20 protein-coding genes are annotated in these 17,711 nt (G+C 65.3%); 9 read left to right on the top strand and 11 right to left on the bottom strand.

The features are described 5' to 3' along the window. Positions 1-144 precede the first annotated feature (144 nt). The 6 genes from ACFPPB_RS00980 to crcB form a co-directional block, all read right to left on the bottom strand. Complete coding sequence (locus ACFPPB_RS00980; RefSeq protein ID WP_377323488.1) at positions 145-1,017, bottom strand: TraB/GumN family protein; 873 nt, start codon at positions 1,015-1,017, stop codon at positions 145-147. Further along, positions 1,014-1,487, bottom strand: a complete 474-nt coding sequence (locus ACFPPB_RS00985) for a GNAT family N-acetyltransferase (RefSeq protein ID WP_377323490.1) — start codon at positions 1,485-1,487, stop codon at positions 1,014-1,016. The genes ACFPPB_RS00980 and ACFPPB_RS00985 overlap by 4 nt, the downstream gene beginning before the upstream one ends. A gap of 16 nt (positions 1,488-1,503) precedes the next feature. Beyond that, positions 1,504-1,893, bottom strand: coding sequence for a YciI family protein (locus tag ACFPPB_RS00990; protein WP_377323492.1), 390 nt, complete (start codon positions 1,891-1,893; stop codon positions 1,504-1,506). A 79-nt stretch (positions 1,894-1,972) separates the two neighbouring features. After that, entirely contained in the window at positions 1,973-3,091 is a 1,119-nt protein-coding gene (gene cfa, locus ACFPPB_RS00995; RefSeq protein ID WP_377323494.1) for a cyclopropane fatty acyl phospholipid synthase, read from the bottom strand. Between the two features lie 31 nt (positions 3,092-3,122). Continuing rightward, entirely contained in the window at positions 3,123-3,461 is a 339-nt protein-coding gene (locus ACFPPB_RS01000) for a DUF190 domain-containing protein (protein WP_377323496.1), read from the bottom strand. 13 nt (positions 3,462-3,474) lie between these two features. Next, positions 3,475-3,861, bottom strand: coding sequence for a fluoride efflux transporter CrcB (crcB, locus tag ACFPPB_RS01005; RefSeq protein ID WP_377323498.1), 387 nt, complete (start codon positions 3,859-3,861; stop codon positions 3,475-3,477). A gap of 263 nt (positions 3,862-4,124) precedes the next feature. Between crcB and ACFPPB_RS01010 the strand changes: the two genes are divergently transcribed. Further along, positions 4,125-5,393 carry a multidrug effflux MFS transporter gene (locus ACFPPB_RS01010; RefSeq protein ID WP_377323500.1) on the top strand — a complete coding sequence of 423 codons (1,269 nt, stop codon included), beginning with the start codon at positions 4,125-4,127 and terminating at the stop codon, positions 5,391-5,393. A gap of 323 nt (positions 5,394-5,716) precedes the next feature. Then, positions 5,717-5,944, top strand: a complete 228-nt coding sequence (gene chaB, locus ACFPPB_RS01015) for a putative cation transport regulator ChaB (RefSeq protein ID WP_377323502.1) — start codon at positions 5,717-5,719, stop codon at positions 5,942-5,944. A gap of 6 nt (positions 5,945-5,950) precedes the next feature. On the opposite strand, the gene ACFPPB_RS01020 is transcribed toward chaB, so the two are convergent. From ACFPPB_RS01020 to ACFPPB_RS01040, 5 genes are all read right to left on the bottom strand, one after another. Further along, entirely contained in the window at positions 5,951-6,469 is a 519-nt protein-coding gene (locus ACFPPB_RS01020) for a hypothetical protein (protein WP_377323834.1), read from the bottom strand. Positions 6,470-6,557: 88 nt separating this feature from the next. Then, positions 6,558-6,854 carry a cell division topological specificity factor MinE gene (gene minE, locus ACFPPB_RS01025; RefSeq protein WP_377323503.1) on the bottom strand — a complete coding sequence of 99 codons (297 nt, stop codon included), beginning with the start codon at positions 6,852-6,854 and terminating at the stop codon, positions 6,558-6,560. A 5-nt stretch (positions 6,855-6,859) separates the two neighbouring features. Next, on the bottom strand, positions 6,860-7,675 hold the full coding sequence (minD, locus tag ACFPPB_RS01030; RefSeq protein ID WP_377323505.1) for a septum site-determining protein MinD: 816 nt from the start codon (positions 7,673-7,675) through the stop codon (positions 6,860-6,862). A 37-nt stretch (positions 7,676-7,712) separates the two neighbouring features. Next, positions 7,713-8,483 (bottom strand): septum site-determining protein MinC, encoded by a 771-nt coding sequence (minC, locus tag ACFPPB_RS01035; protein WP_377323507.1) that lies wholly within the window; start codon positions 8,481-8,483, stop codon positions 7,713-7,715. Next, positions 8,480-9,100 carry a GNAT family N-acetyltransferase gene (locus ACFPPB_RS01040; protein ID WP_377323509.1) on the bottom strand — a complete coding sequence of 207 codons (621 nt, stop codon included), beginning with the start codon at positions 9,098-9,100 and terminating at the stop codon, positions 8,480-8,482. The genes minC and ACFPPB_RS01040 overlap by 4 nt, the downstream gene beginning before the upstream one ends. A gap of 199 nt (positions 9,101-9,299) precedes the next feature. Here ACFPPB_RS01040 and ACFPPB_RS01045 point away from each other — a divergent pair, with 199 nt between their 5' ends. The 7 genes from ACFPPB_RS01045 (at position 9,300) to ACFPPB_RS01075 (ending at position 17,657) form a co-directional block, all read left to right on the top strand. Then, positions 9,300-10,523 (top strand): sensor histidine kinase, encoded by a 1,224-nt coding sequence (locus tag ACFPPB_RS01045; protein WP_377323511.1) that lies wholly within the window; start codon positions 9,300-9,302, stop codon positions 10,521-10,523. 103 nt (positions 10,524-10,626) lie between these two features. Next, positions 10,627-11,268 carry a response regulator gene (locus ACFPPB_RS01050; protein ID WP_072761839.1) on the top strand — a complete coding sequence of 214 codons (642 nt, stop codon included), beginning with the start codon at positions 10,627-10,629 and terminating at the stop codon, positions 11,266-11,268. A 234-nt stretch (positions 11,269-11,502) separates the two neighbouring features. After that, positions 11,503-12,873, top strand: coding sequence for an SRPBCC family protein (locus tag ACFPPB_RS01055; RefSeq protein ID WP_377323513.1), 1,371 nt, complete (start codon positions 11,503-11,505; stop codon positions 12,871-12,873). A 184-nt stretch (positions 12,874-13,057) separates the two neighbouring features. Beyond that, the gene (locus ACFPPB_RS01060; RefSeq protein WP_377323515.1) at positions 13,058-14,002 is read left to right on the top strand and encodes an ABC transporter ATP-binding protein; all 945 of its coding nucleotides are present in this window, start codon (positions 13,058-13,060) and stop codon (positions 14,000-14,002) included. Further along, positions 13,999-14,733 carry an ABC transporter permease subunit gene (locus tag ACFPPB_RS01065; protein WP_377323517.1) on the top strand — a complete coding sequence of 245 codons (735 nt, stop codon included), beginning with the start codon at positions 13,999-14,001 and terminating at the stop codon, positions 14,731-14,733. The genes ACFPPB_RS01060 and ACFPPB_RS01065 overlap by 4 nt, the downstream gene beginning before the upstream one ends. Positions 14,734-14,737: 4 nt before the next feature. Next, positions 14,738-16,657 (top strand): GldG family protein, encoded by a 1,920-nt coding sequence (locus ACFPPB_RS01070; protein ID WP_377323519.1) that lies wholly within the window; start codon positions 14,738-14,740, stop codon positions 16,655-16,657. A 118-nt stretch (positions 16,658-16,775) separates the two neighbouring features. Continuing rightward, positions 16,776-17,657 (top strand): cytochrome c oxidase assembly protein, encoded by an 882-nt coding sequence (locus ACFPPB_RS01075; RefSeq protein ID WP_377323520.1) that lies wholly within the window; start codon positions 16,776-16,778, stop codon positions 17,655-17,657. Positions 17,658-17,711 lie beyond the last annotated feature (54 nt).

Here is a 17,711-nt window from a genome sequence, read left to right on the forward strand (position 1 = left end):
ACAGGCGGATGAGGGTGCGCACGGAGCGGGAAATGTCACTCTTGCGCTCCGACCGAACCCTCTCCCGGGGAGAGAGGGGCTTTACGTCGCGACGCGACCATTCGCAGCTGTCCCTTCAGCAGACAATCCGCCACAAGCCTTCCGCTACTGGCGGGCGGCATCGATGCCCAGCTTGTGCAGCTGCGCCTGTACGCTGTCCGGCCCGGCCAGGTGGGCGGCGCCGACGGCGATGAAGATCGTGCCGCTGTGGTGGCGCAGCAGGTCGCCGATGCGGGCGGCCCAGTTCTGGTTTCGCTGCACCAGCAGGCGCTGATACAGCTTCGGCTCGGTCTGTCGCAAGTCCTCGTCTTCGAGGCGGGCGATGGTGGCCACATCGCCGTTCTTCCACGCGTCGATCAGCTGGGTCAGTTCGAGCGGGCCCTTGTCGACATCGCGGATACTGGAACGCAGGAAGGCCAGTTCCACCGCCGGCTGCATGTCGGCGAGAAAGCGGATCTGCTGCTCGGCGGTTTCCAACCCCAGCACCTGTTTGCCGTCACCGGCCATCTGCTCCTTCAGCTGCTTGTCGACGCCATGCTCGGGGTCGAGCCCGGCTTTCAGCAGCGGCGCGGTCGCCAGCGTCAATGCCGCCAGCCAGGGGCGCATCACGTTGAGCGCCGGCATGCCGCCGGGCACCCCGGCCCTGGTCGCCGCCGTCGTCAGCCGCAGCTGTTCGGACGGATTCAGCAGGCTCGACAGCGGGTGCTCCGTGTCCAGGCCATAGCGCAGCACCAGCGCCATCATGTTCGCCTGGTCGTCGTCGGTCAGCTCGATATACAGCGTACGGCTGTCCGCCACCGCCCGGTCCAGCGCCGGGTAGTGCCACGCGGTGTCGTTCGGCAGCAGGTGCACGGTGCCGAACAGGTAGATGGTGGTGTCGGCGTTTTTCACCACCCATAACGCGGGGCGGGCGATGGCTGCCGCGGGCAGCAGCAGGAATAGGCAGAGCAGCAGGCGCGCGGGCCAGGACGGTTTCATGTCGGCATTGTCGCGCGTATCGCATGGGTCATGAACGTGCTGTTGGGGTCCTCGGCATAGTCGGCGAATGGCCCGCATGTCACGAAGCCGAAGCGCGCATACAGGCGGCGAGCCGGCGCGAATCCTTCCATCGAGCCGGTCTCCAGGCTCACGCGCTCGTAGCCGCGGCGCTCGGCCTCCTCCAGGATGTGCTGGATCAGCCTCGCCGCCACGCCTTTGCGGAGATGGGCCGCGGAAGTGCGCATCGACTTGATCTCGCCGTGCCGGCGATCGAGCTCCTTCAGTGCGCCGCAACCCATCAGCTCGCCGTCCGGCCACACGCTCCAGAACGTGATCTCCGGCCGCCGCAGGCCGTCGAGGTCGAGCGCATGGACGCTCTCCGGCGGCGAATGCTGCGCCACGCCCTGCAGGTGCTCGCGCAGCAGCTGGATGATGTCGGAGCCGGTGAGGTCGTCGAGGCGGATGTGCATGGGTTCCGCCGTATTCCTAGGTCGGGGTCTCGTTGGTCAATGCGTAGGCGCTGCCGCGTGCGGGGTCGATCGGCCGGACCTCGCAGACCAGGCCGTAAGCCAGGCACGGGTTTTCCGCCGCAATGCATGCTGCTTCGTCCAGGCTGTTCGCGAGGATGAACCAGTAACCGCCGACCACCTCCTTGGCTTCGGCAAACGGGCCGTCCATGGTCGCCCGCCGCGACACGACCTTGCCCTCCCGCGCCAGCCGCTTGCCGACTCCCATCCTGCCCTCGCCGAGGAGCCGGTCATACCACGCGTAGAACCGGTCGATCGCGTCCTGGATATCTTCGCGCGAGGCGTCCTTGTCCCATTGGCCGCGGGAGAGGACGAGGTATTCGGAGAGTGGGTCTTCTTTCTGATTCATGGTTCGCTTCCGTTGGATTTGCATCGTGCCGGCGGATACGTCGCCGCAAAAAAAAGCCGGACTCCGGCCAACAGCGACCTCAGCGCGGCACGCGGTAGCCACCAGCGACGCCATGCGGGCTCAGCGTGATCTGCCACAGCTGGTCGCGGCGGCTGCGGAACACCGCGGCGGACACGGCGAGGTAATAGCGCCACATGCGGCGGAAGCGTTCGTCGTAGGTTGCCGGCAGCGAGGGCCACGCCGCTTCGATGTTGGCGCGCCATGCCATCAAGGTGCGGTCGTAGTCGGCGCCGAAGTTGTGCCAGTCCTCGACCACGAACAGATCCTCCAGCGCGGCGGCGACCTGGCTGGCGGCGGGGATCATCGAGTTGGGGAAGATGTATTTCTCGATCCACGGATCGGTCTGCGCCGGCGCGCTGTTGCTGCCGATGCAGTGCAGCAGCGACAAGCCGTCTTCCTTGAGGCAGCGGCGCACGGTTTCGAAATACACGCGATAGTTCTTGCCGCCGACGTGTTCGAACATGCCCAGCGAATACACCGCGTCGAAGCGCTCGTTGATGTCGTGGTAATCCTGCAGGCGGATCTCGACCGGCAGCCCCGCGCACAGATCGCGCGCGTAGTCGGCCTGCTCCTGCGAGACGGTGATGCCGACACCCTCGATGCCGTAGTGCTCGGCGGCGTACTTCAGCGCTTCGCCCCAGCCGCAGCCGATGTCGAGCACGCGCTGGCCGGTCTTGAGCTGCAGCTTGCGGCAGACCAGATCGAGCTTGGCCGCCTGTGCATCGTCGAGGTTGTCGGCCTTCGCCCAGTAGCCGCAGGAATACACCATGCGCCGCCCCAGCATGGCCTGGAACAGGTCATTGCCCAGATCGTAATGCGCCTTGCCGATCTCGAACGCGCGCTCGCCGCGCTGCAGGTTGATGAACCGGGCCTTGAGGTGCGCAAGCAAGGTGTCCAGCGTTTTCAGTTCCTGATCCAGCCCGGCGGTGAGCAGTCGCGTGCACAGGCCGGGCAGGTCATCGGCATCCCACCAGCCGTCCATGTAGGCCTCGCCCAGGCCCAGCGAGCCGCGCGCGAACACGCGGTTGTACAGGCGCCCGTCGTGCACGCGCAGGTCGATCGGGGCATCGCCGTCGATGTGGATGCCGGCTTGTTCGAGCAATTCGCTGGCGCGGTTTTTCAGATCGTCCTGGCTCATGCCTGCCTCGTCGTTGGGCGATTCGCGCTGATCAGTGTTTGCTGACCACCGCAAAGCTAGCCGGTGAATACGCATACGTCGCATCGACGCCGGCCGCACGCACCAGCTGCACCAGCAGCTCGGCCTGATCCTCGCGCAGCAGGAATTCGACCTTGACCGGCAGGTCGTCGGCCAGCTCGAAGAACTGCTCCTCGTGCAGCACGCCGTGCCGGCCGAAACCGGCGATCGCGCGGAATACCGAGCCGCCGCCGAGGTTATGCTGCTTGGCCTGTTCCAGCAGCCACTCGGACAGCAGCATGCCGTCGTGCTTGGCGCGCAGGTGGCAGTAGAAATAGAGATGCACGCCTTGTTGCAGGTGTTCCTGATTCATGTGGTTCCCCGTATCAATGGCGCAGCACGCTGCGGGTGAGGAAGATGCCGAGCACGGTCATCGCCAGCGAGCCGATCACATGCACCGCCACGTGGCCGCTGAACCACAGGTATTGCTGGCGCAGCAGCAGCGTGGCGGATTCGGCCGAGAAAGTGGAGAACGTGGTCAGCCCGCCGAGGAAACCGGTGAACACGAACAGCTGGAGCTGCGGGGGCAGTGCCTGGAAGTGATTCCAGACGCCTATCGCGCAGCCCATCAGCAGGCCGCCGACGAGATTCGCCGCCAGCGTGCCCAGCGGCAAGGTGGGGAACAGCGGATTGAACAGCACGCCCAATCCCCAGCGCAGCCAGCAGCCGATCGCGCCGCCGACACCAATTGCAACAAATCCGCTAAAGCCCACGAGCGCGTCTCCTGACAATGAAAGTGTCCGGTTACCGCGGTGGCAGGCACGCCTGCGCCCCCGGAAGCCGGTGGTGCAGGCATCATCAACCTCAACGACGGGCGAGAAGTGGTTTGTTCCGGGATGCCGGAGATTCCCCGAAACGGGAGGCATGCCATCTCCCGAGTGGGCATCCTAGTCGATCTGACGGTGCTGCAGTCAAGCGCTGTGCGTCGTCGCGGCGGCCCTATACTGCGTGGCCTTGCCGCTACCGTCGCGCCGCCATGAACCCTCCACATCGCACCGTGCGCCGCAGCCTGCCCTGGCTGCTGGCGGCGTTGTCGATGATCGGGCCGTTCTCGATCGATGCAGTGTTTCCGTCATTTCCGTTGATCGGCGCGCGCTTTGCGGTGAACGACGCCGCGCTGCAGCAGCTGCTCAGCGTGTACCTGATCACCTATGCGGCGATGAGCCTGTTCCACGGCGCGATCTCCGATGCGATCGGACGCAAGCCCGTCATCGTCACCGGCATGCTGGTCTATGCGCTCGCGTCGGCCGGCGCCGCGCTGTCGACCTCGTTCGCGATGTTGTTGACCTGCCGCGGTTTGCAGGGCATGTGCGCCGGTGCGGGCCTGGTGGTGGGGCGCGCGATAGTCCGCGATACACATGAAGGCCCTGCCGCGCAGAGGCTGATGTCGCACGTGATGATGATTTTCGGGGTGGCGCCGGTGATTGCGCCGATGGTCGGCGCGCTGCTGCTGCCACTGGGCGGCTGGCACGGCATTTTCTGGGTGCTGGCGGGATTCACCACGTTGCTGGCGCTGGCGCTGGCCTTGCTGCTGGCGGAAAGCCACCCGCCGGCGCGGCGTACGTCGTTTGCGCCGCGGCCGCTGCTGGCCGGCTACCTGTCGTTTGGCCGCGATCGGCCGTTCTGGCCGCTGCTGATTTCCAGTTCGGTCAACTTCGCCGGCCTGTTCCTGTATATCGCCTCGGCACCGCGCATCGTGCGCCAGCTGCTGCACCTGTCGGCGGCGGGTTTCCCGTGGCTGTTCCTGCCGGTGGTAACCGGTCTGATCGGTGGCGCGTGGCTGTCTGGACGGATGGCCGAACGGCACAGTGCGGCGTTCACGCTGAATCTGGGCTATGCGGTGATGTTGCTGGCCTGTGCGCTGCATCTGCTGCTGGCATGGGCGTTTCCCGCACCGCGGCTGCCGTGGTCGATGCTGCCGCTGATCCTGCACGGCGTCGGCGTGCAGCTAGCGTTCCCCACCTTGACGCTGTTGCTGCTGGATCGTTTCCCGCGGCAGCGCGGCGGGATTTCCTCGGTGCAGGCGTTCGCCAGCCTGCTGCTCTGCAGCGTGGTGGCCGGCGTGCTCTCGCCACTGCTGTCGGTCAGCATGCTGCATCTCGCGCTCGGCGCATCGGTACTGACCGTTACCGGCGTGTTGGCATGGCGGTGGTACCACGCGATCACGCGCCGTTCGCCCGATCGGCCAGCGGCAGCCGCCGAGCCGGCCACGGGGATGCAGGCGGAGATTGCCGAGCCGCGCTGAGCGGCCATTGCGCCGGTGGCGTCGCGCGCCGCCAGCTGGGGCAACCGTTCCACACCGGTATTCGATTCGGGCTTGCTCCAGATGCCGTCGAACAGCAGCACCAGCCTGCGCGTGGCCATGACGTCACCGATGCTGTCGCGATGGTCGCTAGTCTGCTCGGAGCCGCGATGCGCGGTGAGGCCAGTGCCCGGCGCGATCACGCCGCTCGACGGGGGCGGCGGCGAATGGCGAACGGGAATTGCCGCAACGACGACACGACGTTGACGGCCATTTGACCGTGCATGGGTGATGAGTGGCGTTACTCAGGCCCATGGAGTCTTGTCATGCCTTATAAAGCCATCAGTGACCTGCCCGATTCGGTACGCAATCACCTGCCGACGCACGCGCAGGACATCTACAAGGAGGCGTTCAACCATGCGTGGGACGAATACGCCGACGAGAACGAGCGGCGTGGCGATGAATCGCGCGAGGAGGCTGCCCACAAGGTCGCCTGGGCGGCTGTGAAGAAGCAATACAGTAAGGGCAGCGACGGCGAGTGGCACGCGCGCTAGGGACGCTCAGATCAGCCCGCGCTCCTGCAGAAATTTCAGCGCTTCGCCGGCATCTTGCTCGAACCACGCCAGCGCCGAACCGAGCCGGAACGTATAGCCCCAGGCATCCATGTCGGCCATCAGCCGCACGCGTCCCACGCCGGGCAGCTGGTCGGCCAGCACGATCTGCAGGTAGCAGGTGGCGTCCTCTTCCTCGATCGAATCGGTGGCGTCGGTGTGGACGTCCGGACGTCTTTCCGGCGGCAGCACGATCAGGTGGCCGGCTTCGTGCAGCAACGAATGCACCGGCGTGTCGTCGCGCGCATACACGGTGTTGCCGATGATGCCGGCTTCCTCGTCGCCCCAGAAGCTGCCGGGAATCGGCTCGCCGGCGGACACCTGCTGCAAGAGCAGCCCATGGCGGGCGAGCAGGGCGGTGGACGCCTCGAATCCGATCTGCGCCATCCGCATCACGGTGCTGGCCGGGCCGTCGGAATCGGCATGGGGAGAGGTGGGGGAAGGCATGGGCGTGCGCGGTTGGCGCAGATGACCGAGGGGGAGACGACGCCGGGCGACGCTGGATTGTCCGGCGGACATGCTGCGGCGATTACGGGCTGGGTGCCCCGGGGCAGGCTCAGCCGATTTTGGCTTCGCTCTTGGTTTCGCTCTTGGCGGCCTGTTTGCCTTCCGGCAGGGTCACCGAGAGTTCGAGGATTTCGTGTCCGCTGTCGCGCTCGAAATTGATGTTGATCGCATCGAGGTCGACGTGAACGTATTTCTTGATCACTTCGAGCAACTCGTTGCGCATCATCGGCAGGTAGTCCGGTGCGCCGCGGCTGGAACGCTCCTGTGCCACGATGATGCGCAGGCGCTCGCGGGCCACGGTGGCGGTGGCCTCCGGCTTGCGCTTCAGAAAATCGAGAATGCCCATCGTGATCAACCTCCGAACACGCGCTGGAGAAAGCCCTTCTTGGGCACGTCGATGAAGCGCAGCGGGCGCTCCTCACCGAGGATGCGGGCTACGGTATCGCTGTAAGCCTGACCGGCATGCGAATTGGCATCGACGATCACCGGGATGCCGTTGTTGGAGGCGGTCAGCACGTTTTCCGATTCGGGGATCACGCCCACCACTTCGATGCCGAGGATTTCCTCGACGTCCTTGACGCTGAGCATTTCGCCGATCGCGACGCGGGCGGGGTTGTAGCGCGTCAGCAACAGATGCTGGGTGACCGGGCCTTCGCCGCGCTCGGCACGCCGGGTCTTGCTGGCGAGCAGGCCCAGGATGCGGTCGGAGTCGCGCACCGAGGAGACTTCCGGGTTGACCACCACGACCGCGTGATCGGCGAAGTACATCGCCAGATGCGCGCCCTTCTCGATGCCGGCCGGCGAATCGCATACGACGTACTCGAAGCCGTCTTCGGACAGGCCGTCGAGTACTTTCTCGACGCCTTCCTGGGTCAGCGCGTCCTTGTCGCGGGTCTGGCTGGCGGCCAGCACGTAGAGGTTGTCGTGGCGCTTGTCCTTGATCAGCGACTGTTTCAGCGTGGCTTCGCCGTGCACGACATTGATGAAGTCGTACACCACGCGCCGTTCGCAGCCCATGATCAGGTCCAGGTTGCGCAAGCCGACGTCGAAGTCGATCACGGCGACTTTCTTGCCGGCCATCGCAAGGCCGGTGGCGAGCGAGGCGCTGGTCGTCGTCTTGCCGACGCCGCCTTTGCCTGAAGTGACAACGATAATCTCAGCAGTCAAGGGCCCATCTCCGCATGATTGTTCTTGTTGTAGGTGATCACAGCTTGGCGATCATCAGCTTTTCGCCATCGAGCCAGCATTGCACGGACTGGCCTTCGAGGTCGCCGGGTATCTTTTCGAAAACGCGATACTGCCCGGCAATCGCTACCAGTTCTGCGCGGAAGTCGGATACGAAGATGCGCGCCTTCTGGTCGCCCTGCGCACCGGCCATGGCGCGCCCGCGCAAGCTGCCGTAGATGTGGATGTTGCCGTCGGCGATCACCTCGGCGCCGTTGGCGATGGCGCCGATGACGATCAGGTCGCGGTCGCGCGCATAGACCTGCTGGCCCGAACGCACCGAGCCGGCATGGTGCTGGGCGCCTTGCAAGATGCCGGGAGCCGGCGCGGACAGGATGGGCTCGCGTTGCACCGATGGAGCAGCCGGCTCCGCCTGCGTGGCCGGTTCGGCGGCGGGACTGCTGTTGACCGGTTCATAGGCGGCGCGGAACTTGGCGATCAGCGGCAAGCCCATGCGCTTGGCCAGTGCTTCGGTCTCGCTGGTGCCGTAGGCCAGGCCCACCGGCAGCATGCCGGCGCTGCGCACCGCTTCGAGCAGCGCGTCGACGGCACCGTCGTCGGGCAGGTCGAGCAGGTGGCTCAGGTCCAGCACCACCGCAGCGCGGGCAAACATCTGCGGCGCGGCACGCACGCGGCGTTCCAGTTCGTCGCACAACGCGGCGGCGTCGACCCGGCGCACGCGCACGCAGGCAATACCGACCTGGCCGAAGCGCAGGTCGCACGCGTCGGAAGTTTCCATCTTTGCATTCATGGACGCCGCTCTCCGGCGAGGCGGCGTGGGGTGGAGTCATTCGCAAAAGGGCGTTCGCGCTCGGCCAGCCAGGGTACGTCCGGCAGGCCGCCATGTTCGAGCCAGGTGTCGCGTACGTAGGCGTAGCTCGGCAGATCGCGGGCCAGCAGGCTGACCTGCGGGCCGTCTTTCCCCATGCGCTGCTGGCCGACCTCCTGAAAGCCGTAGGTGCCGTGAAACAGCACCACCACGTCGTCGCGCGGCTCCAGGAACACTTCGCAGGCGAGCAGCGGCACCCGCACTTCGGCGTAGCTCTGCACGTCGCAATAGAAGATCCGGCCCAGGCCGTGACGCCGGTAGGCATTCGCGATCACGATGCGGTCGATGTAGACGAACTGCGGGTAATGTTCGGCGAACCAGCGGTAGTTGGGACTTTCGTAATTGCCGCCTTCGCGCAGCGCGATCAGGAAGCCGGCCAGGTGGCCGTCGATCTCGGCCACGCGAAAATATTCGGCGTGCTCGTAGAAGTAGCGCAACTGGCTGGCTTCGAGGGCGAGGATGGAGCGACCGGCAGCGTTGTTGAGCGCCAGTACGGCATCCAGGTCGTGCTCGCACACGTCGCGGATGGCAAGGGCCATTCGTTGCTCCGCAATGATGGATTCGGGGACAAGGTCGACCAGCGGCCTCGCGCAATGGCTCATTATGACATGCAGCCGTGCCCCTTACATCTCGCGATGGCACATGTAAAAGCTTCGTAAAGCGGCAAGCCGGGGGAACCGTCGTCCATGACTTCTCGCGCATTGCGCGAAACCCCCCGTACGGCCAATGATGCGGGGTATGCGCTGGCCCTTCTTCAATCATATCCGCCTGTTCCGCTACGCGGGCTTCTTTACCTACCTGTCGGCCGGCACACCGCTGATTCCCTATTGGATCACCGAGCGGTTCGATCAGCTGCATCGCCCCAACTTCTCGCTGCTGCTGTGGACGCTGTGTTACCTCATCTTCGGCCTGATGTACTGGATGCTGACCGAGAATCTCGGTTCGCGCCGCTATCCGGTTCTGAAGTTGCTGGGACTGGCCTTGATGACGGCCGCCGCCATGGCGGTGGGCTGGTACAGCCACAGCGGGCTTTCGGCCATGCTGATGGTGGTCGTCTCGCTGGTGCTGCCGTGGCTGCTGCCGTTCTGGCCGGGTGTCTTCTGGCTGGTGTTGCAGCATTTGAGCCTGGTTGCGATTTTCGTCACTTTCCCGGAATACGACCACAGCGTGATGGTCAGTTTCCTGCAGGCCAGTCTGTACCTGGGCATTTCGGTACTCGTTTTCATCACCTCGACGGTGGCCAGCCAGCAGGCCGAGCAGCGCGAGGCGCAGCGGCGGCTGAATTCCGAGCTGCGCGCCACCCGCGCCCTGCTGGCCGAGTCCAGCCGCATCGCCGAGCGCATGCGCATCGCACGCGATCTGCACGATCTGATCGGTCATCACCTGACCGCGTTGAGCCTGAACCTGGAAGTGGCCAGCCATCTCACCAGCGAGCCGGCCGGGGCGCATGTGCGCAAGGCGCAGAGCACGGCCAAGCTGCTTCTGGCGGACGTGCGCGAGGTGGTCAGCGAGTTGCGCCAGGACGACGCGATCGATCTGACTCATGCATTGCGCAGCCTGACCGAGGGCGTGCCCGGCTTGAACGTACATGTAGTCATGCCGCCGCGTTTCAGCGTCGAGGATCCGCGCCGCGCGCAGGTGCTGTTGCGCTGCGCGCAGGAAATCATCACCAATACCGCCAAGCATGCCGGTGCGCGCAATCTCTGGCTCAATTTCGCCTACGCCGGGGAAAGCCTGCTGGGCTTGCATGCACGCGATGATGGTCGTGGCGCCGAGCGGGTCGAACCGGGCAATGGCCTGTCCGGCATGCGCGAACGGCTGACCGAATTCGGCGGTAGCGTGACCCTGGACACCGGCCCGGGCCAGGGCTTCGCGCTGACCGTGCGGCTGCCGCTGGGCGAGCACTCCGCGCTGGCGCACGCGCCGTCGCGGTTTGAACCGCCTGCGCTGAATGTGTCGTAATGTTGGCTTCACTCGGCGTGCGAGAATGCGCCGTCATCTGGGAGGGGTGCGGCCCGCCGGTTCCGGCGCCGCTCCCTGAATCATGTTTGCCCGAGGATTCGCGATGATCTCCGTTTGTCTCGTCGACGACCAGAATTTGGTGCGCCAGGGCGTTCGCTCGCTGCTCGATCTGGCCGAGGATATCCGGGTGGTGGCCGAATGTGCCGACGGTGCACAAGCCGTGCAGGACATTCCGCGGATCAAGCCGGACGTGGTGCTGCTGGACCTGCGCATGCCGAACATGAGCGGGCTGGAAGTGCTGCAGGCGCTTTCCGCGCGCAATGAACTGCCGCCGACCATCATCCTCACCACCTTCGACGACGATCAGCTCGTGCTGCAAGGCCTCAAGGCCGGTGCGCGTGGCTATCTGCTCAAGGATGTCTCTCTGGAGCAGCTGGTGGAGGCCGTACGCATGGTCGCCGCCGGCGGTTCGCTGGTAGCGCCGATGGTCACCCAGCGCCTGATGGCCGGCGTGGCGCGTATGCAGAATCATTTCACCAGCCTGGAGCAGCCCGATCCGCTGACCGAGCGCGAGACCGAGATCCTGCGCCTGCTTTCCGGCGGCTACAGCAACAAGGAAATCGCCAATTCGCTGAAAGTCGCCGAGGGCACGGTGAAAAATCACGTTTCCAACATCCTGTCCAAACTGGGCGTGCGCGATCGCACCCGGGCGGTCCTGAAGGCGCTGGAGATGGGCATCGTTTGAGTCCGTCGGCACCCCGGCCGGCCGCTCGCCGTGGCCGCCGGGCACGGCTCCGCCGCTCGCTTTTTTGGCCGTCCGGCTGCGCCGGCATCAGCGGATAGCGTTCCTGCCCGCGAGCAAGTAACATCCGTAGCTTCGGCGTTTGCCGACCCCCTGTCACGGTCCGCCGAGACCCGCGCGGCGGCTGGGGCGACATCTTATTAGGTTTGGCGTAAAGACGCTTCGGAGAACTCTGGAATGATGCGTGTCTTTGAATTTCTTGTTGCCCTGGTCATCGTTGCGGCACTCGGTGTCCTGGCGGCTGTGGTCATGCCCGGCAGAGGCCATGTGGAACGCGCGCTGGTCGTCGGCAAGGACATGCGCCAGGTCTACGACATGCTCGACAATTTCCGCCGGCTGCCCGACTACTCCGTGCTGCGTTCGCTCGACAAGAACGTGCAGTTCAGTTTCTCCGGCAAGGCCTACGGCCCGGGTGCCGAAATCAGCTGGGTCAGCACCGATCCCAAGCTCGGCAACGGCGGCCTGACCATCGCGAGCGCCACGCCGGATTTCGACAAGATCGACAGCAACACCAAGAACGCCAGCATCGTCTGGAACCTGGACAACAACTGGCGTGGCCTGGACAAGCATTTCACGCTGGACCTGGAGCGTCAGGGCAGCCGCGGGCAATTGACCCAGGTCACCTGGTCGTATGACGTGTCCTATGGCTGGAACCTGGTCAACCGGTTCGCCAACCTGTACATCCATGGCGATCCCGATTCGTTCATCCAGTTCAGCCTCAACAACCTGCAGAACGTGCTGGCCGGTGTGCCGAACATCGACTACAGCCAGCTGATCCCGTCCATCGAACAGACCCAGCCGACCCCGGTGCTGCTGGTGCCCAGCTCGATCGAGCGCAAGGAAGGTCTCGAAGGCCTGGATGACGCCATCGCCAAGGCCACCACCGAGATCCAGGCTGCTGCCAAGAAGCTGGGCGTGAACGTGACCGGCCCGCGCATCCTGTTCACCACCAACTATGGCGACCAGACCTACACCTTCGACGTGGCGCTGCCCATCGATTCCAGCACGCTGACCGTCAATGGCCAGAGCGAGCAGCTGACCGCGCCGACCCCGGCGCCGCTGGATACCAGTGCGCCGGCCGAAGCCGGCACCTCTGCCACCGCCAGTTCGGACAATGTGGCCGTCGGCAGCCGCGATCGCTACGGCCGCCTGGCGGTGGACGGCAACGTGCGCGCCACGCTGGCGTTTGGCGGCGCGGCGCTGAAGGGCGTATGGAATGGCACTTTCGCCGGCGTGCCACAGACCCGCGACATGCTCAAGGCCTACGCGCAGACCCATGGCTACAAGTTCGACGATGTGGTCAACCGTTCGTACGACATCGTGGTGAAGCCGGAAGTGAAGGACGCCAGCGGCAACATCACCGCGTACGCGAAGTACAACGTGTACCTGCCGATCAGCAATGCGCCGGAAAAGACCCCGGAACAGGAAGCTGGCCTGCAGCCGCCGTCGCCTGATGACGGCACGCAGGCACCGGCGGCCTCGGGCTCGGCGCCGGCACCGGCCGGCACGACGGCAGCGCCGGCTGCGGGCGCCAGCGTCGGCAAGTAATCCGACCGCGGGTTGTGCAGTACGGCAAGAGGCCCTTCCGCCAAGGAAGGGCCTTTTCTTTTTCGAAGGCGGCAGGCGGTACGGATGGCCAGGCCGAACTTTGTCGATGTCTTGCGGTACATTGCAGGACGATCCGCGGCGTCTACCGCCAGCATCCGACGCCCGCCACAGCCCATCACCGGACATGATCGAAACCGACCAGCTCACCCGATGTTATGGCAACCTGACCGCCGTGGATGCGCTGAGCATTCGTGTTGAACCCGGCCAGGTGCTGGGCCTGTTGGGCCCCAACGGTGCCGGCAAATCCACCGCGATGCGCATGATCGCGGGGTTTCTGGTGCCCACCTCGGGCACCGCACGGGTGTGCGGCTACGACGTCAACCGCGAACCGCTGAAGGCGAAGCGCGCACTCGGCTACCTGCCGGAGGGCGCACCCAGCTATGGCGAGATGACGGTGCGCGAATTCCTGCAGTTCATCATCCGCATGCGCGGGTTCAAGCCGGATGCCGGCTATCGGCGTTTCGAAGCGATAGTGCAGCAACTGCAGCTCGACGAGGTGCTGGCACTGTGCATCGACACCTTGTCGAAGGGCCTGCGCCGCCGTGTCGGGCTGGCCCAGGCGATCCTGCACGATCCGCCGGTGCTGATGCTGGACGAGCCTACCGATGGTCTCGACCCGAACCAGAAGCATGCGGTGCGCCAGCTGATCGACGTGATGGCGCGGGAACGCACGATCCTGATCTCCACCCATCTGCTGGAGGAGGTGCACGCACTGTGCAATCGGGTAGTGATCATCGCCCGCGGCAAGCTGCTGGCCGATGCCACCCCGGCCGAACTGGAGGCGCGCTCGCGTTATCACGGCGCCGTATCCTTCAGCGCGCCGGGCAGCGGCATGTCCCAGGAGATGCTGGGCCGGTTGCCGCAGGTGGCGGCGATCGAGGTCGACCCGCTGGATGGCCGCATCACCGTGTTTCCGAAACCCGGCGAGCGCATCCTGGGGCCGGTCGAAACGCTGCTGCGCGAGCAGGGGCTGGAGGTTTCGGAAATCCAGCTCGAGCGTGGCCGGCTGGACGAGGTGTTCCGCCAGATCACCACGGCCGACAGCGCCGCCGCCGGGGGCTACGCATGAGTCCGATCAGCGCCGTGATGCGGCGCGAACTGCGCAGTTACTTCGTGACGCCGGTGGCTTACGTGTTTCTGGTGATTTTCCTGGTGCTCGCCGGCATTCTCACGTTCTATGTCGGCGATTTCTACGAGCGCGGCCAGGCCGACCTGCAGCCGTTCTTCGTGATGCATCCGTGGCTGTACCTGATCCTGGTGCCGGCGATCACCATGCGCATGTGGGCCGAAGAATCCAAGGGCGGTACGCTGGAACTGCTGCTGACGCTCCCGGTGACGCTGTGGCAGGCGATGCTCGGCAAGTTTTTCGCGGCGTGGCTGTTCATCGGCCTGGCGCTCGTGCTGACATTTCCGATCTGGATCACGGTCAATTATCTCGGTTCGCCGGACAACGGCGTGATCGTGGCCGGTTATCTGGGCAGCTGGCTGATGGCCGGCTGCTTCATCGCGATCGGCGGCTGCATGTCCGCACTGACCCGCAGCCAGGTGGTAGCGTTCATCCTCAGCGCGCTCGTATGCGTGCTGCTGATTCTGGTCGGGCAGCCGCAGGTGCTGGACTTCTTCTCGGGCGCACTGCCTCGCCGGTTGATCAACGCGGTGGCACATCTGTCCATGCTGCGGCATTTCGAAGCTATCGCCCGTGGCGTGCTCGACGTTCGCGACATGGTGTACTTCCTGCTCAGCATGATCGGCTGGCTGCTGGCCGGCGTGTTGCTGCTCGATCTGAAACGGACGCGCTGACGCCATGCCCGTTTCGCGCCTGCGCCGCATGTTTTCCACGCCGCTGCGACTCACCCGGCGCGCCCTGCTGTACGCCGGACTGGTATTGCTGGTGCTGGTGTTCGTGCCGTTGATCGTGGCCAGCAGCCGCTGGCTGCATGCATCGCGGATCGATCTCACCACCGACCAGTTGTACACGCTGACGCCGGGCACCCTGCATATCGTCGACACGTTGCAACGGCCACTTCGGCTGACCCTGTATTTCTCCGATCACGCGGCCCGCGACCTGTCTCAGCTGCGCAGCTACGAGCAGCGCGTGCGCGAAATGCTGCAGGAGATGGTGGCGCGCTCGCACGGCCGTATCCGTCTGCAGATCATCGACCCGGTACCGTACTCCGACGACGAAGCCAGCGCCGAGGGCAGTGGGCTGACTGCCGCCAACGGGGGCAGCAACGGCGAGCGGGTGTTTTTCGGACTCGCCGGCAGCGCCATGTCGGGCGGCAACGTCGACGGCGAAAGCGCGGAGGACCGCGTGCCGGAGAAGACGCTGGCGATCGCGTTCTTCGACCCGGCCCGCGAGGCGTTCCTCGAGTACGACATCGCCAAGCTGCTGTATGAGTTGAACCAGACCAGCAAGCCGTCGATCGGGGTGATCAGCTCGCTGCCGGTCGATGGCAATCCGGTGCTCAGCGAGCAGCCTTGGGCGGTAATCCAGCAGCTCGGTCAGTTGTTCGACGTGAAGACACTGAATCCGGCGACGCTGAAACAGGTCGACCAGCGCATAAAGGCGCTGCTGCTGATCCACCCCAAGCGCTTGCCGCCGGACGCGCAGTACGCGATCGACCAGTACGTGCTGCGCGGCGGCCATCTGGTGGTTTTCGTCGATCCGGATGCGGAGCTCGACAGTACTCCATACACCGCCGACAGCCCCACATTCCCCGACCACGGTTCGGATCTGCCGCGCCTGTTCGCCGCCTGGGGAGTGAGTTACGACCCGAACAGGATCGTGCTGGATCGCGCCCGTGCGCTGCAGATCGAACTGGCTGGGAGCAGCCTCAATCATCCGGCGATGCTCGACCTCGGCGAGCAGGAGCTCAACCGCGACGATGTCGTCACCGCCAGCTTGCAACGCATCTACGTGTCCACCGCCGGCTACTTCGATCTCGCGCCGGATGCACGGACGCGGCTGATCCCGCTGCTGCAGAGCAGTGCCGAAGCCGAGGTGGTGCCGACGCAGCGGGTGCTCGACGCCAGCAATGATCCCTCATCGCTGCTGCAGAACTACAAGGCGGACGGCACCCACTATGTGCTGGCGGCGCGCCTGCGCGGCACCTTCGACAGCGCGTTTCCCGAGCGTGCCGCCCAGCCGGACCACCTGGCGCATTCCGCGCCGAATGCGGAAGTGATCCTGGTCGCCGATACCGATCTGCTCAGCGACCGCCTGTGGGTGGAGCCGCAGACCATCCTCGGCGAAACCATGATGCGGGTGTTCGCCAACAACGGCGATTTCGCCATCAATCTGGTGGACAACCTCAGCGGCTCGTCCGCACTGCTGTCGATCCGCGGACGCTCCACTTCGCAGCGCCCGTTCACGCGGGTGCAGGCACTGCGCAATGTGGCCGACCAGAAATTCCTGCAGAAGGAGCACGAGCTGGAGCAGCAGCTGGCCGATACCCGGCGCCGGCTGGACGAGCTGCAGCCGGCCAAGGGCAGCCACGCCAGTACCGTCACCGCGGAACAGCGCCGCGAGATCGAGCAGTTCCGGCAGCGTCAGCTGGCGATCAACAAGGAACTGCGCGACGTGCAGCATCAGCTCAACGCCGAGATCGACGCGCTGGGGTTGCGCCTGAAGGTCATCAACATCGTGCTGGTGCCGGCACTGGTGGTGCTGATCGGCCTGCTGTACGGCTGGCGCCGCAACCGGCACAGCCGCCGGCGCCGGTGAAAGCGGCAATCTGCCGCAAGCCCCGGGAGCCTGTGCGGCAGACTCCGTCGGCGTGCGGCGTTATGCTTGGGGGTCGCCGGCCGTCGCCGGTGCGAACCGGATCGCTGGTGCCGTCATCGTGATCGCAACATTGTTGAAGTGGATAGTTCCGTGGGAGTTTTCGTGGGTGTTTCTCGCGGGCTTCCTGCTGACCTGTGTGCTGTACCTGCGCGGCAGCCGCCGAGTGTCGGTGAGCCTCAGCCGCCAGCTGGCGTTCTGGGCCGGCATGGCGATCATCTACCTGTCGCTGCACACTTACCTGGATTACTACGCCGAGCATGAGTTCTTCATGCATCGGCTGCAGCAGCTGCTGCTGCATCACCTGGCGCCGCTGCTGATCGTCACCGCGTTTCCGGGCACGGCGCTGCGCGCCGGCATGCCGCTGGCGTGGCGCGCGCGAGTGCTGCAACCGCTGCGCCGCTCTTGGCCGTGGCGCGTCGTCAGTGGCGCGCTGCTGAATCCAGCCGTGGCGACGCTGCTGTTTATCGGCTTCATCCTGATCTGGCTGATCCCGTCGATGCAGACGCTGGCGATGCTGGATTGGCGCATCTACCGCTTCATGAACTGGAGCATGCTGATCAGCGGCTTCGCGTACTGGTCGCTGGTGCTCGATCACCGGCCGCATCCACCGGGGCGCATGACTGCCGGGCTGCGCGTGCTGTCGCCGGCGATCACGATGACGCCGCAGATACTCGCCGGTGCGATCGTCACGTTCTCCAAGACCGACCTGTATCCGATCTTCGAGATCTGCGGGCGCGCGTTCACCTTCGATGTGCTGACCGGCCAGCTGATCGGCGGCGTGATCATCTGGGTGCCATCCGCATTGCTGGAATCGATCGGCGGCCTGATGGCGCTGCGTCAGTGGCTGCGCCTGTCGCGCAATGGCCGCTTGCCGCGCAGGCCGTTGCGTCGACATTCGACGGCCGCAGCCGCCAGAGTCAACGCAGGCCACCCATCGTAGGAGCCCGCGTGCGGGCTCCTACCCGATAGCCAAATGGATGGACAGATGCATCGC

Source organism: Rhodanobacter terrae, assembly GCF_042657005.1.
GTDB classification, from domain to species: Bacteria; Pseudomonadota; Gammaproteobacteria; order Xanthomonadales; family Rhodanobacteraceae; genus Rhodanobacter; species Rhodanobacter terrae.